Raw genomic sequence first — 18,727 nt, 5'->3', positions numbered from 1 at the left:
CTGCACTTTTAGCTGCATCGACCGCTGATTTTGCTTCCTCACGTTGCTGATCAATATCGTCACTAATGCCATTTGAATCAGAATCGTTCACATCTGGCACATCAATGCCATTCAATTTATCTAATTCACCCGGCATGTCACCTTTCTGATCATCTGGCAACACATCCACCTTGTCCTGCGCATTTTGCTTAGCATCCGCCGCATCTTGAGCCGCTTTCTCTAAAGCCTTATGCTCATCTGGCGTAATAAGTCCATCCACATTCGCTTCTTTCAACTTATCTTGGGCAGCCTGGTCTGCATTTTTAGCCGCTTCAACCGCATGTTCTGCCTCTTCACGTTGAGCATCAATCTTATCGTCCACACCGTTCTCGTTGGCGTCGTTCACGTCTGGCACATCAATGCCTGTAAGACGTGCAAGCTGATCAGGTAAATCTCTCTTCTGAGCCTGTGGTAACGCATCCACTTTACGTTGCGCTTCAGCTTTCTTGTCGCGAGCATTATCACGAGCTTCAATCAACTTGTCATGTTCACCTGGTGTGATGAGCTGATCAGAATTCGCATCTTGTAACTGATCTTTCGCATCTTGGTCTGCACGTTTCGCTGCTTCAACAGCTTCCTCTGCATCATTGATTTGATTGATTAAGGCTTTCACATCATCTGGCAATTTCAAATTCGCATGCGCAACATCTGTTTCCAAGTTATCCCATGATTTGTCACCATTATTAAATGACCATTTTACTGGCACTTTCAACGTTTCACTATCTTTATCGTAATAATCTTTGAGTTTCGTCCATTTATCTGTATTATTTTCCACATCTGATAAAGTTAAGCCATGTGTCAACGTGAGTGTTAAGTTCTGGATCGTATCATAATATTTTTGTTTTTCTAAAAGGCTTAAATCCTTTTTACCATTCATACCTGGGACGATAGATAGTTTATTTGTACTACTTTGAGAACTATCTGATGTAAACAGACCATCTGAATTCTCTTCTAAAGCGAGACGAATTCCCTCAGGCACTTCGACACCAATGCTTAAATTGCCTGGTAAAGTCGCTTTCTTATCCACATCACGTGCTGGGATTTCTTGCGTGATATCGAGCTGAGCATCTCCTTTACTAGCAGAAGCGCGTTGATCCGTATTATACGGTGGAATTTGTTTCAACAATAGCCCTTTAACGTCAAAGGCTGGACCACTTGAACCACGGCCAGTCATCGTATAGGAAATGTCACTTTTATCTAAGTAAGACACTGTCACACGTTTGTTATTCTCATACGTGCCAGATGCCGCACCCGGACCTGAAGTAATCGTTACATCGTCGCCATCAAGCTCGAGGAGGGAGGTCGCTTCCTTACCTTTCTCGTTACTGATGTATAAGTTGTCGATTTCATTCCGGTTAAAAGTAATGGATTTACGTACATCCTTTGCTTTGTTCTTGTCATAATCATCCAAGTCGTACACATTGAATAGACCGCTGACTTTCGTCTTCTTGTGATTCATTGACGCTAAATCATCAAATAATTGATTCTTCGTCAATGTCTTCGTATCAGCTTGATTGTAATAATCATCGTATTTCGACTGATCCGCATGTTGATAGAATGATAAGTCGACGTGCGCACCGCCACCACTGTCTGATAAAAGTGATAGCACATCTGTACCTGACGTCATGAAATAACGCGTATTGTTACGATCGCCGTTCTCAGAAGGATTCATTGTTACATGGGCGAGTGCATCGACCGTCTTACCATTTGCCACTCCGATGTCACTGAAGTAGACATAGGCTTCAGGATTATCGTTGTTGATTCGAATATAGTTACCTTTATACGCACGAATGTCATCGTTGTTTTTAGTCGCTAATTGCTTTTTAGACACCTTACCGTCTTTATCGATAACAAAGGCGTATGATTTACTTTTTCCTTCTTTAAAACGGGGTGAAAAGTTAATATCTGAAGGTGCTAAGGCAGTGTTCGGTTGGTCAACTTTTTTCACTAATGGGTCATCAAAGTCGATAATTTTACCATTATACTTCTCGTTAGATGCCGTCGTTGCATACGCTTGACGGAATATTGGAGAACTTGATGCACGGCTTTGAAGTGTTGCTAAAGCTTTAGATTTATCCATATCAGAAGAGAGATCCTTAATCTTTTCATAGAGCTCTTCTGGTGTTTCAGCCTCTTCAGCTAACGTGTCTAGTTCATCTGAAGCTGCACTTACTTTCGCTTCTTCTTCGCGAGCATCGGATACAGTTTTTGAACTATTTGATGCTTTATCTGACTTCTGATTTAAGACGTCCTTCCTTACAGATTTATCAGTTTCTGTGGAATGATTTGATGACGCAGTATCTTTATCTTGTTCATCTGATGTTACTTGGTCTTTAGCGTGTTCAGTTGTTTTGTCAGATTTTGCAGTTTCATTACTTTTTGATGCATCAGTATCTTTATTGTCTGATTCTGCATGTTCACCTTTGCTTGTAGATGACTTGTTGTCTTGCGCTTGGTTCTCAGCGTCATTTGAAGATGTCTTGTCTTCATGTGCTTTGTCTTTGTCACCATCCGTAGACCCTTTATCCGCTTGTGATTTATCGTCTACGTCTTTTGCAGCGTTGTCGTCGGCTTCATCTTGCTGAGATGTTTCAGAGGCGCTATCATTCTCACTTTGTTGCGCCGCATCTTCGTGAGCTACATTATCATCTTCTTGACTATGTGCTGAGTTGTCTTGTTGCCCCTCGGATGCTTTATCTTCAGAAGATGAGTTTGACGCTTCGTTCTGTGCATCTTCTGATTCTAAGTCACTTTTATCTGAAGTTGCTTGACTGTCAGCTGATTGAGTTTGTTCTGTTGACGCTGTACTACCCGCATTATCATCGCGAGAAGTTGTCTGATCTTGAGTCTCTTGCGATGCTTCTGGAGTTGATGCATCACTATGAGCTGTTTCTTGAGTTTGTGCGTGATCTGTCTCATCTTCACTCGTGGTTGAGGCATTCTCACCGTTATTATTACCATGTTCACTTGTCACATTAACTTCGTCGGCTTTCGCTTCATTGTTTAATCCGAAAAAGAGGGTTGCACCTACAAGTATAGAGGCGATTCCTACTGAAAATTTACGTATAGAATATTTATTTAATCGATTGGGTATGAAGTCTAATCTTCTTTTGTCTTTCATCTGATATAATACCTCCACTTTATTAATCGATACACTAATTCAGTATATCCAAATTGTTCACTTTTAAGACGCGCGCAACCAAAGAGGTAAAATTTTTATAGTAAATCAGTAAATAAAGTCACACCTTTTAATTGACTATTATTATACTAGCCCAACTATTTTCATTTGGATTACCTATGATTCATTAGTAAGAGTTAATTTATCTTCACTTAAGTTCGAATGATATTAGCTCACACGAGAATTTAATTCCGAAACTTGTTAAAATACTAGGTATTAAACAAATTCTTTGAAATTAATAAATTTCTGTGTCTCTTTAAGGGATTGTTTTATTCAAAAAAGTACTATCTAAGGGGATTTTAATTTGAGTTATACACTTTCGCATCACACGCAATCATTTAGTCAACAAGAATTCACGAGTTCACTCGATAGTATTTATATATATTTAGTGGTTGAAGGGACCGTGTTATTACAATCGGACCAGGAAAGTGAGACTTATCGTGCGGGAGAAATTATTATTACCAACTCACAAAGTACGCTCTACTTTGAGCTGCATCATGCGAGTGTGGCCGTGCTCGTCGTTAATGCTTACACCTACAATCGCTTTACTTTTATCAATAGCGATTTGCAAAATACTCAACTCGAAGAAGCTAAAGGTTGTATTAAAGATGCGTTTATTACTTTGGTTAAAAATATCGTTAGTCATGAGTCATTTGAAGCAGAAATCCAGTTAATTCGACTCATTAACTGGATTCATAATACAGAGCTAGATGTGTATACCCATGCGACGCAGAAGAAGCTGCCTGAAACTGTTCAGCAGGTGATTGATTACATTAATAGTCACTACAAATCGCAACTATCATTGAAACAAATTGCGCAAGATTTCTATGTAAATCAAAGTTATCTGTCTCGAAAATTCTCCGAAAGCATGGATATCACGCTGATTAAGTATATTAAAAAGATTAAAATTCAACATATATGTAGAGATCTCTTTCAAGGCTATAAGATTACTGATATTTGGAAAGCCTATCACTTTCCGAGTTATTCCAGTTTCTTAAAGGCCTTTACTGAGATTATCGGGACTACGCCTGAAGCATTTCTTCAAGCACATCACGAAGAACAAACTTCAACACCTGTCGTTTCAGCAACTCTTTTAGAGAAAGTGAAGAAATTAGAAGAATAATGGGTGTAAGTTAAGAATTTGAGCCAAACAGATTCAACATTACTACACCTACGATGATTAAGATTAGCGAAATGACGCTTACGAGATTCACTTGTTCTTTGAAAAATAAGATAGAAACTAAAGTAGTAAGTACCAAACCAAGCCCGCACCAGCTCGCGTAAGCTACGTTAAGTGGTAAATCGCGCATCGTTAATCCTAGTAAATAAATACAGAATAAAAATGTAACGATCGTGCCCATCGTCGGCCATAATTTCGTAAAACCAGACGAGAGTTTCAATAGACTGGTTGCTAAGATTTCCATGACGATTGCAGCTAAAAGATATAAATATGCCATAGACTATACCTCCATTAGAAAAGCACCCCTTTCCTTTCGAAAAGAGATGCCAGATCATTTATCTTTCCACATTGTACTAGAAACAAGGTTTGTTATGCAGAGGTCATGCTTACCTCAGACAACCCGGAGGCTTACCTGAGGAGTGGAAAGAAGATTATTTACTCTTTCTTTTCTGTTCTGTTATATACTCAACAGCTCTATTCAATAGTTCACAAGTTGGCTTACTTCGATAAGTATCTAATATAGCTTCATCAATTTGTTTATTAAAACTAGTGGAACAATATGGCTCGTTAAGTAATTGAGTTAATAACCAGAGGTGTCTTTTAACTAATTTATATATAACGAGTTCAACATCATTATTAAAACTTTGAAATTTTTCAAATTCCATTTCATCTTCATTACCTCTAACAACTCGATTAATTAAGCTTGCTATTTCTATTATGTTGTCTCCCACATTTAAATACATCTCTTCCATACGTTGAGATATATCTAAATTGTCTATATCAATCTCATCTCTCCACAATAACAATGTCTCAATAATTTCTCGATCATTCATTTCAACTAAACCATTATCAGTTTCTTTCTTCCAAAATGTTTTGTTTTTAATTAATCTAAAGAGTAGCGTTTTTATCAGTAAAAGAGTAATGTTGTAATACTTCTGATTACCTTTACTATTTTGTAATTTCTCAAATGCTTCTTCATGTAATTCAGATATTAAATCTTTAAGCTGTCTTATATGTTTTAAGAAGTTTTGCAATAAAAACGATGTGTTTGAGATAATAATTCTCCTTTCTCTAAATAAACTTTCAAGAAAAAGATAATGCATATTATATCTTTACTTCCATCTTAAACGACACGCGTGCTCTATGATTCACATTTTCTATCTTAATTTCACTACCATACTGCTTAATGACTTCGTTTGCAAAATATAATCCTATTCCCGAACCATTCGAGTGAGCATCCTTAACACCCCATTCTTTAGCTGAAAGCAATTCATCCTCAGAGAAACATTTCCCGTCATTCTCTACTGCAAAATGCAACATGTAATTCTCTATATAAACCTCAATTATAATTAACGTTTCGGCGTATTTAAGTGCATTATTTATTATATTATCGATAACATGATAGAGGATTTGGTTATTGATGTATACCTCTTCATTTAGTGCGCTATAGTCAATTTTGTATTCTAGTTCTTTGCCGCCAAGAATATAATTCGTGCTATAACTATTTCTAATAGTAGATAATACTTTATCTAACGAAATTTCAGAGGTATCTTCTGGGAGCAAATTAATATTATTAATATGTATTCGCAATTGATTATTAACTCTATCTAGTGATTCCATCACAATCTGCGTTTCTCTATCTATTTTTTCTTTGATTTCTTGTTGACTTAGCTCAGAATTGTTTATCTTCTTCAGTAATTCAATATGACCTTGTACCACTGTTAAAGGTGTCTTTAAATCATGTTCGAATATGTCCAATTTCTTCTTAAAGTTGTTTTGAATCGTTAATTGTTTTTTGATTCTTTCTTTTAAATATACGTTAATTTCTTCAACTTCATTAATAACATCATTAAATTCCTTTATATCAGTTTTATCACTATAAAATCGATCGTTGTCCTTTAAATTTTGAATTACATTATTAAGATAATCGATGTTTTTAGATAGGTACTTTTTATAGAAAAAACGAGTTAAGAAATATATGATAATAAGAGGAGTAAGTAAATTAATACCTATACTTAAACACGTAAAAAGGTAATGAGGCTGTTGCCAAAAATTCGGATATAAATATCTCCCTAAACTTGAGAATTCTAATCTATTGAGCAATATTTGCAATATGAACACTACTATCAAACTGATGACTATAATTGAAATATTAAGCTTTCTCATTTTCGTTTTTATGCTTTCTACTCTAGCCATTTATAGCCCACTCCCCATTTTGTCTCTATATATTCGTATTGACTATAGTCACTCAATTTCTTTCTAATCTTTCGAATATGTTCGGCGACAACTTGAGTACTACCTTCTTTATTAAAGTTTATTGCATCATAAATTTGATCTTTGCTGAAGTAAAAGTTCGAATTCAGAGAAAGTAACTTTATAATTTCGAATTCCCTTTTAGTCATCTCTATTTCAACACCTTTTACCAAAACAGCTAAATTATCATAATTGATAACTAAGTCCTTACACTTTTTGATATTATCTCTCATAGCATTTCTTTCACTTTTACCTAGAGCATTCTTTATTCGTGCTGTTAACTCTTGCATATAAAACGGCTTAGCCACATAATCCATCGCACCTAGAGAAAAACACTTTAACCGTGTATCTAAATTGTCTTTAGCAGTTAGAAAAATAATGGGTATACCACTATCTTGTAAAATCTTAGCTACTTCAAAACCATCAGAATAAGGCATTCTTATATCTAAAATGATTAAATGAATTGATTCATCTAACTTTTCTATCGCCTCTCGTCCATTGTAAGCAGTGATAGTAGTAAACCCTTCCAGCTTTAAACTTTCGCTTATAAAGGAAATAATATCTTCTTCATCATCCACAATCATGATATTAGACATTTTATCACCTCGCTTATCCATTCTCATTATATATTATAACTTTACTTTAGTTTATTTATCTTTATTAAATGAATATTTTACTAAAAGTTCAAAATCAGTTATTCCTATTTTTTAATATAATAACGAAGCTAAGTAAGCATATAGCTATAATAAATTGAATTACCTTAATATATGACGGATAGTTGAATGTTTCTGAGAAAAGATATAGTATTCCTAAGTTTCTAAATCCTAAGCATACTAAAAAGTAACTCATCCCTACCATAAAACCGTTAATAGCACTCTGTGTAACTTGACTAACGAACATACAAATACTGCCAAGGAACATTGAACGAGTAAGGCTTACAAAGAAATCTTGCATAAAATTCACTTCTGAATGGCCGAATATAAAAATAAGCAAACTGCTTAGGATGAGTAGTAAAGTGTAAACTATCGTGAAGAGTATTCTATTAATAAAAACAAACTTATAATCATACTCCTTTGAATCGATAACTGAGATATACACCGTATTATTATCAATATTTACTAAAGAGTTGAACGCTATCAGACCGACAATATTAAAAATAAGCTCTTCAAATTGAATGACTTTAGCGTGTGTTAAGTTTGATATTCCTAACACAACAAAGCCAAATATCACTAAAAGAAAGCATGCTAAATATATTTTTAATAAATTAGACTTTACTTCTATTTTTAAAAAAGCTAACACCAGAAATGACTCCCTTTCTTTTTAAACTGAAAATAAGTGTCGTTAATGCTAGTAGCACCATCCCAACAACAAAATAGGAAATTCTATTAGCATAGATGTTCAATAAATTATCGTAAAAGTAAGAGGCATTAAATAGAGAATTATGGCGTGGAATAAGTAAATAACCATAATTACCTTCAATATGCGTAGCTCCTATATTTAAATTAATGAACCATAAAATAAACTGTATGATAATTCCAAGATACGAATTAAATAAACTAGTAATTAACATTCCGAGTACACTCGTCACTAATACAATAGGTAGTAACCACATAATAAAAATTTTATAGAACGTAAGTAGCCCTCTCATAAAGAAGCCATGAATCATGCTGATGATGAAGTTAAAGTAAATAGAGAAAATAACTGCAGGCAACAGTGATAAAAGAATAATCGCTAAAAGTCTCAGTGACATTAATTTAAATGAGCTTGTATTTCTTGAATAAATTACTCTATAAGTATTAGTTTTATGATCTATGAGGGATAGATATGCACTTAAGAAAAAGGGTAATATTCCGAGAATGACTCCCATAACATCAGATAAATATCTACTATAAGCGCCATAATATAAATCTTGAGATTGAATGACTGCTCGTTCCTTATTAAAATCACTTTGGCTCATGCTTTTCTCACCCAACATATGTAGGTCCCTCGCCGAATAGTACGATCCCCATCCAATCTCATGAGCCACCTTATCGGAATATGTTTTAAAAATTTGGAAGTCATTAGTGTTCTTCATTTTTGAAAGTAAATGCTTAACCGTTTCGACTTTTTCTTTTGATAATCGCTTTTCTTTTAGAAAACCGAATTGATAAGTTTTAAAGTTATTATTTTTAACTTCTTCTTCTAACTGAGTTGTGACGTTATCCATGATGGTCCGACTATCATTAGTATAAATCGTCATATTCTGAGGCTGATAAATGTTAGAATGTAAATTTTTGTTCAATACTTGTTGGCAGTTAAGAATTCCGAATATGATAACGAGCGCACTATAAACAATGAATAACTTACTAAAGAATAATTTCTTGATTTCTTTCAATAATAAACCCATAATTACTAACTCCTTAAATATTTTTTAAAAAGTACATATAGGCGTCTTCTAAATCTGGATTTACTTCATTTGCCGCTTCAAATAATTCATCTGACACAAACCTTATTTGTAAATGTGATTCAACTTCGTGCACTTTTGTAATAACGAGACTTTGTTTTTTCAATTCATCGAGCTGAGAAGGCTTAATCGTAAGTTCAAATACTTTATGATTACTATCCTGCATTAATGTATAAATACTTCCTGTATAAGCAAGTGAACCTTGTTCTAAAATCGCAATCTGTTCACATGTAGAGGCAATATCGCTCACAATATGAGTGGATATAATTACAATCTTATCTTTAGCTAAATGCGATAATAAATTTCGCAAACGAACTCTTTCCTCTGGATCTAGACCTGCTGTCGGTTCATCCACAATAATTATAGAAGGATCGTGCATGATTGCCTGCGCTACTCCAAGCCTTTTCTTCATTCCACCTGACAATCTTTTGATCTTTTGCCGTCTATAACTAATTAAATTGACTTTCTCGAGCACTTCGGTAATCCTACTTTTTAGCTGATTTTTTGATATATTCGATAATATTCCTAGGTAGTAAAGTGCTTCTTCGACCTTCATATTAGGATAAAAATCAAAATCTTGAGGTAAGTAACCTATGATTCTTCTAATTTTTTTAGTCTCTTTTATCGACATATTATTTATAGTAATTTCCCCCTTAGTAGCGGGAGTTAATGTAGAGAGAATGTTCATAAGCGTTGATTTACCTGAACCATTTCGTCCTAAAATACCAAACATGCCATTGTGAATATGTAGATTGATGTTATTTAAAGCTTTCTTTTTCCTATTAAAAACCTTTTCTAAATGAGAAATTGCAATCGTATTCAATCTCATGACCTCCTCATCTCTCAAGCTACCAAAAAGAAATCAATTAATTATCAAGAAAAGAAAAATTATTTTTATTCATATGAATTTCATCATTACTAAACGTCAACCCCACTCAAAAAGCCCCAGCACACGCACAACTTGAGCAGCAATTTACTTTGCTACCACTCAAATCGTGCCATACTGGGACTTCAGTCACTTCAACCATTTCAACTATTCAATTATTAAATCTCTTCAACTACCGTCACTATTGTGGTTTGCCATTTGGATATACCATGACTTTAATGGAACCACTCTTATTCGTACGCGTACGTTCCATTGCTTCTTTCGTATCTTCTAAGTCATAGAAGTCTGTGAACATCGTATCGAGATCGCTTGTCGTATTCGAAAGTAAGTCGATGCCCATTTCATACGTATTCTCGTATCTGAAGACGCCCACGATATTCAATTCGTGATTTGCAATCCATGGTGCATTGAAACCAACTTCGTCTTGTTGTGTTAGACCAACAATCGCAAGTGTGCCCCCATTTTTCAACGCGCTAACTGAATTTTTCAATGCTGTTGGATTACCTGCTGTTTCAATCGCGTAATCAACGCCCTTGCCTCCTGTGATGTCCTCAATACGTGCGAGCACATCGTCATTTTTAATATTAATCGTATGCGTCGCGCCGAGTTCTTTCGCTTCTTCTAGACGTTTCTCTTCTAGATCTGACACGATAATGCGTGTGGCACCAAAGGATTTAGCCGCTAACACGGTCATTAACCCAACTGGCCCCATGCCCATAATTACTACGGTAGAGCTTGCTTTCACTTGCGCCCTTTTACAAGCTTGGATACCGACTGAGAACGGTTCGTTTAACGTCGCTTGCTCGTAAGTTAACTCATCTGGTATGTGATAAAGGAAGTCTGCCGGGTGGCTTAAATACTGGCAGAATGCACCATCAACAGGTGGCGTCGCTAGGAAGACGACGTGAGGACACAAGTTGTATTTACCTTCACGACAGTGCTCACATCGACCACATGGTACGCCGGGTTCGATCGCTACACGGTCACCTTCTTGAAAGTCTGTCACTTCAGAGCCCACTGCAACGACCTTTCCTGAACATTCGTGACCTAAGATTAACGGTTCTTTGACGACGAATTCACCCACGCTACCGTGTGCGTAGTAGTGCACGTCTGAGCCACATACGCCGACTGCCATCACTTTTACGAGGACATCCTCTGGTCCAATTTCAGGCACGTCGACCTCCTTGATTTCGATATCATACGGTTCATTCAATAACGCGATGTTCATCTTCTCAGGTAGTTGATTTGTCATGTTAACTCCTCCCTCATCAATCTCTCCACTTCATTTTCTTTCTATATGTAAAATGAAAGCGTTTTCTTTATTTTAGCATTTGCAACGAATTGTTCGCTACATAATGGCTATAATTTTAAATAATCGTCACTTTCCGGTGATTGGTAAAATGCCTAGACCCAAGTTGAGTTAAATTTAAAAAAATGTATGTCGCCAAGCCACGTTTGCCCCCCTTTTCCCACCTAAAAAACCTCCAAATTAGCTTGCGCTAACTCAGAGGTTATCGTCTGTCTCAGTGATTCACACGTTTCATTTTAACCAGATAAATTGGTATACCTAACAAGGTAATCACTACGCCGACTAACACGAGGATCGGTTGAGTAAATAAGGTGTTAATCAGCACGAACACGCCTGCCACTAAAGCGATGAGAGGGATGACTGGATATAAAGGAACTTTGTACGGACGTGGCAAGTCAGGCTCTCGACGTCGAAGTATAAAGACTGCGAGAAAAGCCATACAGTAGAAAGCCCAGATCACAAAGATCAACATGTTCGTAATCGTATCGAAGGCACCGATGGCCATCATCACTATCGCGATAATGACTTGCACGAGCCCGCTTGTCCAAGGTGCTTTGCTTGGTGTCAGACTCAAGAAGAACTTACGGAATGGCAACTGATTGTGTTCTGCCATGGCATATGGAATACGCATTCCTGTCATAATATAGCCGTTCATTGTGCCGTAAACTGAAATAAGAATACCAATCGTAACAATCTTACCGCCGTATGTGCCGAATAAGATAGAAGAGGCATCGCTCGCCGCATTGAGGTTGCCTACAATTTGGTCAATCGGTAGTGTCATCAGGAACGTCGCATTAATGAGCAAGTAAACAATCATGATTAAACCGATACCTAGGGCGATGGCACCTGGCAAGTGTTTCTTCGGATTCTTCATTTCACCTGCGATATTGCCGACGTGAATCCAACCGTCATAAGCGAACATCGTCGCAAGCAAGCCGCTTCCTAATGCTGTAAACCATCCTGAATGTGTGCCGTTCGTAATAGGAAACAGGGAGAATTGAACATCATTCTTCGCAAACAAACCAAAGATGACAATTAACGCGATTGGTATCAACTTGATGACAAGTGTAATCGTTTGAAGATAACCGCCTGCTTTTGAACCTAAACAGTTGATGAATAGAATTGAGAGCGCACTTACCACTGCAATCGGAAGTAAGTAAATCGCATTCAGATGTAATAAATTGACGACTTGCGTTCCAAAGACGATGGCTAAGGCCGCGATGTTAGCTGGGAAGTATATAAAGGCTTGAGCCCAACCGGAAAGGAAGCCCCAGAAATCACCGTACGTATACTTAATATATTTCGTTAAACCACCTGTCTCAGGTATAGCTGCCGCAAGTTCTGCCCCAGTGAGACCAGCACAGATTGTCATTATGCCTCCAATAAACCACACGAATATCGCCATGCTTGTCGATCCTGTTACTTCGGTCACGCTCGATACTTTAAAGAAGACGCCGGCTCCAATAACGGAACCCATAACGAGTGAGAGCGCTGCGAAGAAACCGATGTTCTTGTTCAACCCTTTATCGTTACTCATTGTGAATCCTCCCTGTTCTTCAATGTTTCAACTTATCCGACCACGCCCTCGCTCGTATCCGCAGGTTTCAATAAATGGTCGATGATATCAGATACACGTGTGAGGTCAACATTCCCACCAGACACGAGTGCAACAATGTTCTTGTCTTTTAAATAACAAGGGTCAATCTTACCACTAATCAAAGCAGCAGTTGGTAACGCACCTGCACCTTCAGTAACTATCTTCGTACGTTGCATGAGGTGACGCATCGCGCTTGAAATCTCTTCTTCAGAGACGAGAATAAATTCGTCGACGAGTTTATCGACGACTTCAAACGTCTTGTCGCCTGGAATCGCCACTTCAGTACCATCCGCAATCGTATGATCCGTGAATTGAGAAGTAATCTTGCCTGTTTCGATGGAAGTCGCCATGCCATGCACGTTCTCAGACTGAACGCCAATGATGTGTATGTTCGGGTTAAAGGATTTCAAAGCCGTCGCTACGCCAGAAATCAAACCGCCGCCTCCAACAGGGAGCACAACTGTATCGACGTTCCAAATAGAATCGAGAATTTCCAAGCCAATTGTACCTTGGCCAGCCATAACTTCACTATCGTCGTATGGATGGACGATTGTCTTGCCTGTCTCTTTCGCCATTTGTTCCATGTAAAGTCGGGAATCATTAAAGGTGTCGCCTTCGAGAATCACTTCAGCACCGTAGCCTCGTGTCGCTTCTTGTTTCGCGATAGGTGCTTCGTTTGGCATGATGACCGTCGTCTTAATGTCGAGGAGTTTACCGGTCAATGCAAGCCCTTGGGCGTGGTTGCCTGCTGACGCTGTGATAATCCCTTTCTCTTTCTGCTCATCAGATAAGTGCAGAATCTTATTTAATGCGCCTCGAAATTTAAACGAACCTGTAAACTGCATGTTCTCTAATTTCAAGAATACGTTACCGCCTGTGACATTATTACTTAAAAACATGGACTGAATCAAAGGTGTATGACGGACGTAAGGTCGGATATAAGATTTCGCTTCTTTAATATCATGTATATCACAGAATGATTCGGTTTGTAATACGATACTGTTTGTAGACATAATTCGCATCTTCTTTCTCTATATATTCGTTATGCTGAGTCACAAGTTAAGATAACAACGTACTAAGTTCTTCATATTTCATATCAAGAGAGTCGGCTAAACCTTTATTGGTCACGTGGCCTTTATAAACGTTGACTCCTGTCGCTAAAGCATCACATTCTTTAATCGCTTGGTCGAGTCCTTTCGTGCTGATGGCGTGGAGATATTCCAAGTTTCCTGCTGCCAACGCCATAGTAGATGTACGTGGCACAGCGCCTGGTTGGTTTGGCACGGCATAGTGTACGACACCATCTTCTACATACACAGGGTCGCTAATCGTTGTTGGTCGAATACCTTCAACAGTACCACCTTGGTCGATCGCAATGTCCACGAGCACAGCTCCTTCTTTCATTGATTTCACCATGTCTCGCGTCACGAGTTTCGGCGGTTTCGAACCTGGAATTAGAATTGTGGAGATAAAGACGTCTGCTTCTTTAATTTCTTTCGCTAGATTTTCTTCATTCGATTTCACTACACGTACATTTTGCCCTTTAAAATGTTCTTCAAGCCACTTGATACGTTCATCTTTCAGTTCGATAATCGTGATTTCTGCTTGAAGACCTAAGCCAATCGTTGCGGCATTGACTGCCGCAGAGCCACCACCGAAGATAACGACTTTTCCAGATGGAATACCAGAAATGACGTCAATCCCTGAGATTAGGATACCTTCACCTTGATGTTGCGCTTCTAGATAGTACGCACCCATTAACATTGAACGACGACCTGCAATGGCACTCATTGGTGCTAAAAGTGGCGCACCACCATCAATTTCAATCGTTTCGCCGCCAATTGCTGTGACACCCGCTTCTTGCATCGCTTCCACCGTTTTTTTAGACGAAGCTAAGTGTTGGAAGCCCCAAATAATTTGTCCTTTTTTAAAGTATTTGAACTCTTTCTTATCCGGTTCTTTAACTTTAACTATGAGGTCAGACTGCCAGCCCTCTTCGTGAGAAACAATACGTGCACCCGCTGATTCGTACTCTTCATTTGTGAAACCAGAACCGACACCTGCATCTTGTTCCACGAGTACTTCGTTGCCCGCTTCAATCAGTTTCTGGGCATTCTCAGGCGTACATGCGACACGTCCTTCACCAGGTTTTAATTCTTTAATGATTCCAATCTTCATTTCAAAACAACTCCTTGTGAATGTTTTCACATAAAACATAGCTCTCAAATTTATTAAAGTCAAATTTTTATCTATAGGAATTTTTCTTTTCTCCTTTTATAAAAGAGTATTATTGTATTTTAAACTATAAAGAATCTTATAATGACGGGGATTGGCCGATTTCAAGGCAGGTATAAAATTTGTCCTCTGTCTCAGAAATGTCATAATTTGGGAAGAAGAATTGAGGCGGCAGAGAATATGAAGAAGTGTTAAATCACACGAAAAAGTCATCATACTGACACAAGATTGTACGCAGAAAGTCAAAAATAATGAAGCAGTGTTATTAAAAAACTAAAATATATATAAGGTGTAGTTGTTCTTATATTTCAGTTAAACTCAATATGACTATTAAAAAAAACACCTTACATCAACTCAGCATTTAAAAAATTAAGATACTTCAATGCTAAGTTGATATAAAGTGCTTATTTCGTCGATTTAATGCGATTCTGTATTTAAAGAAGTTAGGGTAATCTTAAATTATAATAAATGATCTCGAAAGGAGCCACTAACCATGACCAAAGAAATGAATCATCTCAATCCACCGAGTCAATTTCAATATCGTAAGCGCAATGTGATACTGAATTTAAAATATGACTTTATATGTGATAATCGAATTTATTTCACGCCTACTGTACACAAAGATTTACTTCAGCATACGTATGAGTTAGAGGTTCACGTTCAATCTCCAGTGAATGAAATGGGGCTAGCGTTAGACTTCAACGAGGTGGATGCTATCTTTAACCAAAATGTAAAAACTTATCTGCATCAACAAGTGATTAACGAAACCTTGCCTGAAATGAATACAACGGCAGAGAATATCGCGATGTGAATTTGGGATCAATTTGAAACGCATTTACCAGAGGGTAATACACTCGACCAACTTGAGCTGTGGGAAACCAAAGACCATAGTGTGATATTGCGTAAAGATGACTAATCAAGAAAAGGAGAGAGCAGTGCGTGACCCTCACAACGATTTCTGTGAGCTCACTCTATTCTCTCTCTTTCACTTATATATCTTCACTACTTCGCTTCTAGCTTCGGATAGACTACTTCACCATCATCTTCAAGAATCGGCATTGCGCCCCATTTTCCTAACTCGTGAGGTACGATATTAATCTCACCTTTGTTGCTGACGATGATATGTTTCACCTCGACATCGTGACCTACCAACCAGTTACTGATAATCAGACGATGACAGCGCGAAGGATGACGTTCCGCACACATCAACGCGACAGTGTTCTCTTCCGCTTCAGCAAACAAATACTGAATCCCTTCTTTAAAGTCGTTCGTTAATGTATAATCTGCATAGTTGTGAAACGACTGATTCTGCCACCCAGCATTCAAATTCTCTCCTACTTCGCCCGAGCGCTGACGACGTCCACCTAGCGCAGTGAGATGACGATAACCTATATCGTGTTCTTTCAACCACTTCTGAAAAGGTTCTTGCTTGTACTGAGGGTGACGCTTACTATTCGGGAATGAGCGTACATCGATAATTTTCGTTACCTTTGCTTCTTTCAACATTTCTAAAAACTGTTCTAAATCATAATCATAGTGTCCGACTGTATAAATGGTCATATTCACACTTCTTTCTATATCTTACTCGCGTATCGAGAATTTAATATTTAAGACTGCCTTCCCTCTTATATTCTTCAAATTTGATATTGATGAATATATTCCCAGAGATAGAGACAACCGATCGTACCTTGGTCACCCCATGTGGCCTTACACTCTTTCAATAAAGCTTTACCCCGCGCATCCGGCTGATTGTACAGACGTTTCGCTGCACGTTGTAGACCCACATCATCGATTGGCACGACATTCTCTCTTTGCATCGTAAAGATGAGAAATACTTCTGCTGTCCACTTTCCTATACCTTTCACGGCTGTAAGTTGTTTAATGATTTCTTCGTTAGAAAGGCGGTCTAATTTTTCAAATTCAAGTTCTCCGTTATCGATATGTTCAACTAGATTAAAGATGTATTTCTGCTTAGACCGAGATAATCCGATTTGTTTACAATCTTCTTCGGTTAACTTTTTAAAAGCCGCTATCGTCCACTCGTCATTGATCTTCTCTTTTAATCGACCAAAAATCGTTTCTGCAGCTTTAACTGAAATTTGTTGACCGACGATTGAACGTACGAGTGACTTTAATGGATACGGACGCAATGTTCTTTCTACATCACCGATTCGTTCGATTAACTGACCCATCACTTTATCCTTTTCAGCTAACTTCTGCACGCGATTATCGTCTTTTGAAATATGCCACAACTTTTCCAAAATCTAACTCTCCTCACACTAAACTTTAAAAAAACAGCGTTTAGCCTACTCTGAGACCTCCCGCTGTTTCACGTTAAACATTCTCTATTCACTCGTACTTTGATGACCTTGACGTAGTAGTAATAATAATGAAACTACCGCAAGAAGTACAACGATAATGCTGAAGACTACGCCAGCCCACTGTACGTTGAGCCCTAACTCTAATAAACCTATACCAACGATAGGGATGGAAATTGCAACATAGGCGATAGTGAAGAATGTTGAAGTAATTTCAGCACGTTGATCATCAGGCGCTGCACTATTAACGGTAGATAGTCCCGCACGAAAACTGAAAGCTTGGCCAAGACCTGAAACCATTGCCCCAATGAGCAACAGAATATAAGAATGTAGAATTAATGACACGGCAACTAAAGCGACACCTACAATTAAGGTCATACTACCGAGTCTTAACACGTGATAGTCTGACTTCTGTTTAAACAAGAGTTGCCCTACTGTTGAAGCACAGAATACTAGGAAGACGGTTACACCCACGACCGCTTTATTATCCATATTTAGAATCTCACCTAAGAAGTTAGGTGAAATGGCGGTCATTAATCCCAACATTGAGAAACCAACAAACACTGGAATCACCGCATTAATAAACGTTGAGCGCATCTCAGCCGGCACACTTAATTTCTGAACTTGAATGTGGAAACTTTGTTGATCTTTTACAGGTTCAGGCATGAGCCAAATTGCGATGAAGGCAATGATTAAAGTCGCAATATTAACGATAAATATCAGACGCGTCGGATAAGGTAAGTATTCTGCGAGAATGCCGCACACTAATGGTCCGCAACCGAGTCCCAACATGTTTACACTACTCGCGATAGTGGACGCTTGATTCTTCTTATCATCGGGCGCAAGATTCACTATCGTTGCTGTTGCAGTACTTGTGAAAAGACCTGCAGAAAGCCCAGAAATGATACGTCCAATGAGCAATAAAGTTAAATTTGTCGCGAATAAAAAGACTAACGCGCTGATAATTGAAAGTATCACGCCAGGTAGTAGTACATAACGGCGCCCTATGCGATCTGAAAGTTGTCCAAACACTAATAGGCCGAAGATGACACCACCTGCATAAACAGCATAAATAATTGTGATGACTAACGGCGATAAATTAAATTCTTCACTATAAATTGGGTACAGCGGCGTCGGTAAAGTTGTCCCCATCATGATGATGAGAAACGCATACGCCGCTCCTATTAACCCCCATTGTCCTCTTGATGTTGAATTGCTTCTTTGTTGCACTTTCGTACACCTCACTTACTTTCACTACACACTTTGACCTACTGAGTAATTAATGCCCC

16 protein-coding genes are annotated in these 18,727 nt (G+C 38.0%); 2 read left to right on the top strand and 14 right to left on the bottom strand.

Annotation, left to right across the window (positions count from 1 at the left end; genetic code table 11):
* A partial coding sequence (locus HMPREF2802_RS10050) for a GA-like domain-containing protein (RefSeq protein ID WP_141746397.1) occupies positions 1-3,160 on the bottom strand: 3,160 nt, incomplete at its 3' end.
* Between the two features lie 361 nt (positions 3,161-3,521).
* On the opposite strand from HMPREF2802_RS10050, the gene HMPREF2802_RS10045 reads away from it, so the two are divergent.
* On the top strand, positions 3,522-4,340 hold the full coding sequence (locus HMPREF2802_RS10045; protein ID WP_070504201.1) for a helix-turn-helix transcriptional regulator: 819 nt from the start codon (positions 3,522-3,524) through the stop codon (positions 4,338-4,340).
* A gap of 10 nt (positions 4,341-4,350) precedes the next feature.
* On the opposite strand, the gene HMPREF2802_RS10040 is transcribed toward HMPREF2802_RS10045, so the two are convergent.
* The 10 genes from HMPREF2802_RS10040 to HMPREF2802_RS09990 all read right to left on the bottom strand — a co-directional run bounded on the left by HMPREF2802_RS10040 (position 4,351) and on the right by HMPREF2802_RS09990 (position 15,063).
* Positions 4,351-4,674, bottom strand: coding sequence for a DMT family transporter (locus HMPREF2802_RS10040; protein ID WP_002470909.1), 324 nt, complete (start codon positions 4,672-4,674; stop codon positions 4,351-4,353).
* 154 nt (positions 4,675-4,828) lie between these two features.
* The gene (locus tag HMPREF2802_RS10035; RefSeq protein WP_070504198.1) at positions 4,829-5,500 is read right to left on the bottom strand and encodes a hypothetical protein; all 672 of its coding nucleotides are present in this window, start codon (positions 5,498-5,500) and stop codon (positions 4,829-4,831) included.
* A 1-nt stretch (position 5,501) separates the two neighbouring features.
* Positions 5,502-6,593: a sensor histidine kinase gene (locus HMPREF2802_RS10030; protein WP_070504195.1), complete on the bottom strand. Its 1,092-nt coding sequence runs from the start codon at positions 6,591-6,593 to the stop codon at positions 5,502-5,504.
* Positions 6,581-7,246, bottom strand: a complete 666-nt coding sequence (locus HMPREF2802_RS10025) for a response regulator transcription factor (protein ID WP_002470918.1) — start codon at positions 7,244-7,246, stop codon at positions 6,581-6,583. Before HMPREF2802_RS10025 ends, HMPREF2802_RS10030 begins: the two co-directional genes overlap by 13 nt.
* Before the next feature lie 668 nt (positions 7,247-7,914).
* Positions 7,915-9,036: a hypothetical protein gene (locus HMPREF2802_RS10015; RefSeq protein ID WP_070504189.1), complete on the bottom strand. Its 1,122-nt coding sequence runs from the start codon at positions 9,034-9,036 to the stop codon at positions 7,915-7,917.
* A gap of 13 nt (positions 9,037-9,049) precedes the next feature.
* Positions 9,050-9,916, bottom strand: a complete 867-nt coding sequence (locus tag HMPREF2802_RS10010) for an ABC transporter ATP-binding protein (RefSeq protein WP_002471673.1) — start codon at positions 9,914-9,916, stop codon at positions 9,050-9,052.
* Between the two features lie 244 nt (positions 9,917-10,160).
* Positions 10,161-11,231 carry an NAD(P)-dependent alcohol dehydrogenase gene (locus HMPREF2802_RS10005; protein ID WP_070504186.1) on the bottom strand — a complete coding sequence of 357 codons (1,071 nt, stop codon included), beginning with the start codon at positions 11,229-11,231 and terminating at the stop codon, positions 10,161-10,163.
* A gap of 271 nt (positions 11,232-11,502) precedes the next feature.
* Positions 11,503-12,825, bottom strand: a complete 1,323-nt coding sequence (locus tag HMPREF2802_RS10000) for an APC family permease (RefSeq protein ID WP_002471674.1) — start codon at positions 12,823-12,825, stop codon at positions 11,503-11,505.
* Between the two features lie 32 nt (positions 12,826-12,857).
* Positions 12,858-13,898 carry a bifunctional threonine ammonia-lyase/L-serine ammonia-lyase TdcB gene (tdcB, locus tag HMPREF2802_RS09995; RefSeq protein WP_070504183.1) on the bottom strand — a complete coding sequence of 347 codons (1,041 nt, stop codon included), beginning with the start codon at positions 13,896-13,898 and terminating at the stop codon, positions 12,858-12,860.
* Between the two features lie 46 nt (positions 13,899-13,944).
* Complete coding sequence (locus tag HMPREF2802_RS09990; RefSeq protein WP_070504181.1) at positions 13,945-15,063, bottom strand: alanine dehydrogenase; 1,119 nt, start codon at positions 15,061-15,063, stop codon at positions 13,945-13,947.
* 550 nt (positions 15,064-15,613) lie between these two features.
* On the opposite strand from HMPREF2802_RS09990, the gene HMPREF2802_RS09985 reads away from it, so the two are divergent.
* A complete protein-coding gene (locus tag HMPREF2802_RS09985; protein WP_308409852.1) occupies positions 15,614-15,931 on the top strand; it encodes a 6-pyruvoyl trahydropterin synthase family protein in 318 nt (105 codons plus the stop codon).
* A gap of 191 nt (positions 15,932-16,122) precedes the next feature.
* On the opposite strand, the gene HMPREF2802_RS09980 is transcribed toward HMPREF2802_RS09985, so the two are convergent.
* The 3 genes from HMPREF2802_RS09980 to HMPREF2802_RS09970 form a co-directional block, all read right to left on the bottom strand.
* Entirely contained in the window at positions 16,123-16,680 is a 558-nt protein-coding gene (locus HMPREF2802_RS09980) for a DUF488 domain-containing protein (protein ID WP_070504178.1), read from the bottom strand.
* A 74-nt stretch (positions 16,681-16,754) separates the two neighbouring features.
* Positions 16,755-17,381, bottom strand: coding sequence for a DNA-3-methyladenine glycosylase family protein (locus HMPREF2802_RS09975; RefSeq protein ID WP_070504174.1), 627 nt, complete (start codon positions 17,379-17,381; stop codon positions 16,755-16,757).
* An 84-nt stretch (positions 17,382-17,465) separates the two neighbouring features.
* Complete coding sequence (locus tag HMPREF2802_RS09970; protein ID WP_070504171.1) at positions 17,466-18,668, bottom strand: MFS transporter; 1,203 nt, start codon at positions 18,666-18,668, stop codon at positions 17,466-17,468.
* Between the last annotated feature and the right edge of the window lie 59 nt (positions 18,669-18,727).

Origin of the sequence: Staphylococcus sp. HMSC071G07, assembly GCF_001811435.1 — a bacterium.
GTDB classification, from domain to species: Bacteria; Bacillota; Bacilli; order Staphylococcales; family Staphylococcaceae; genus Staphylococcus; species Staphylococcus pettenkoferi.
Note: the sequence above shows the minus strand (reverse complement) of the source record. Positions and strands in the feature narration are given on the sequence as shown.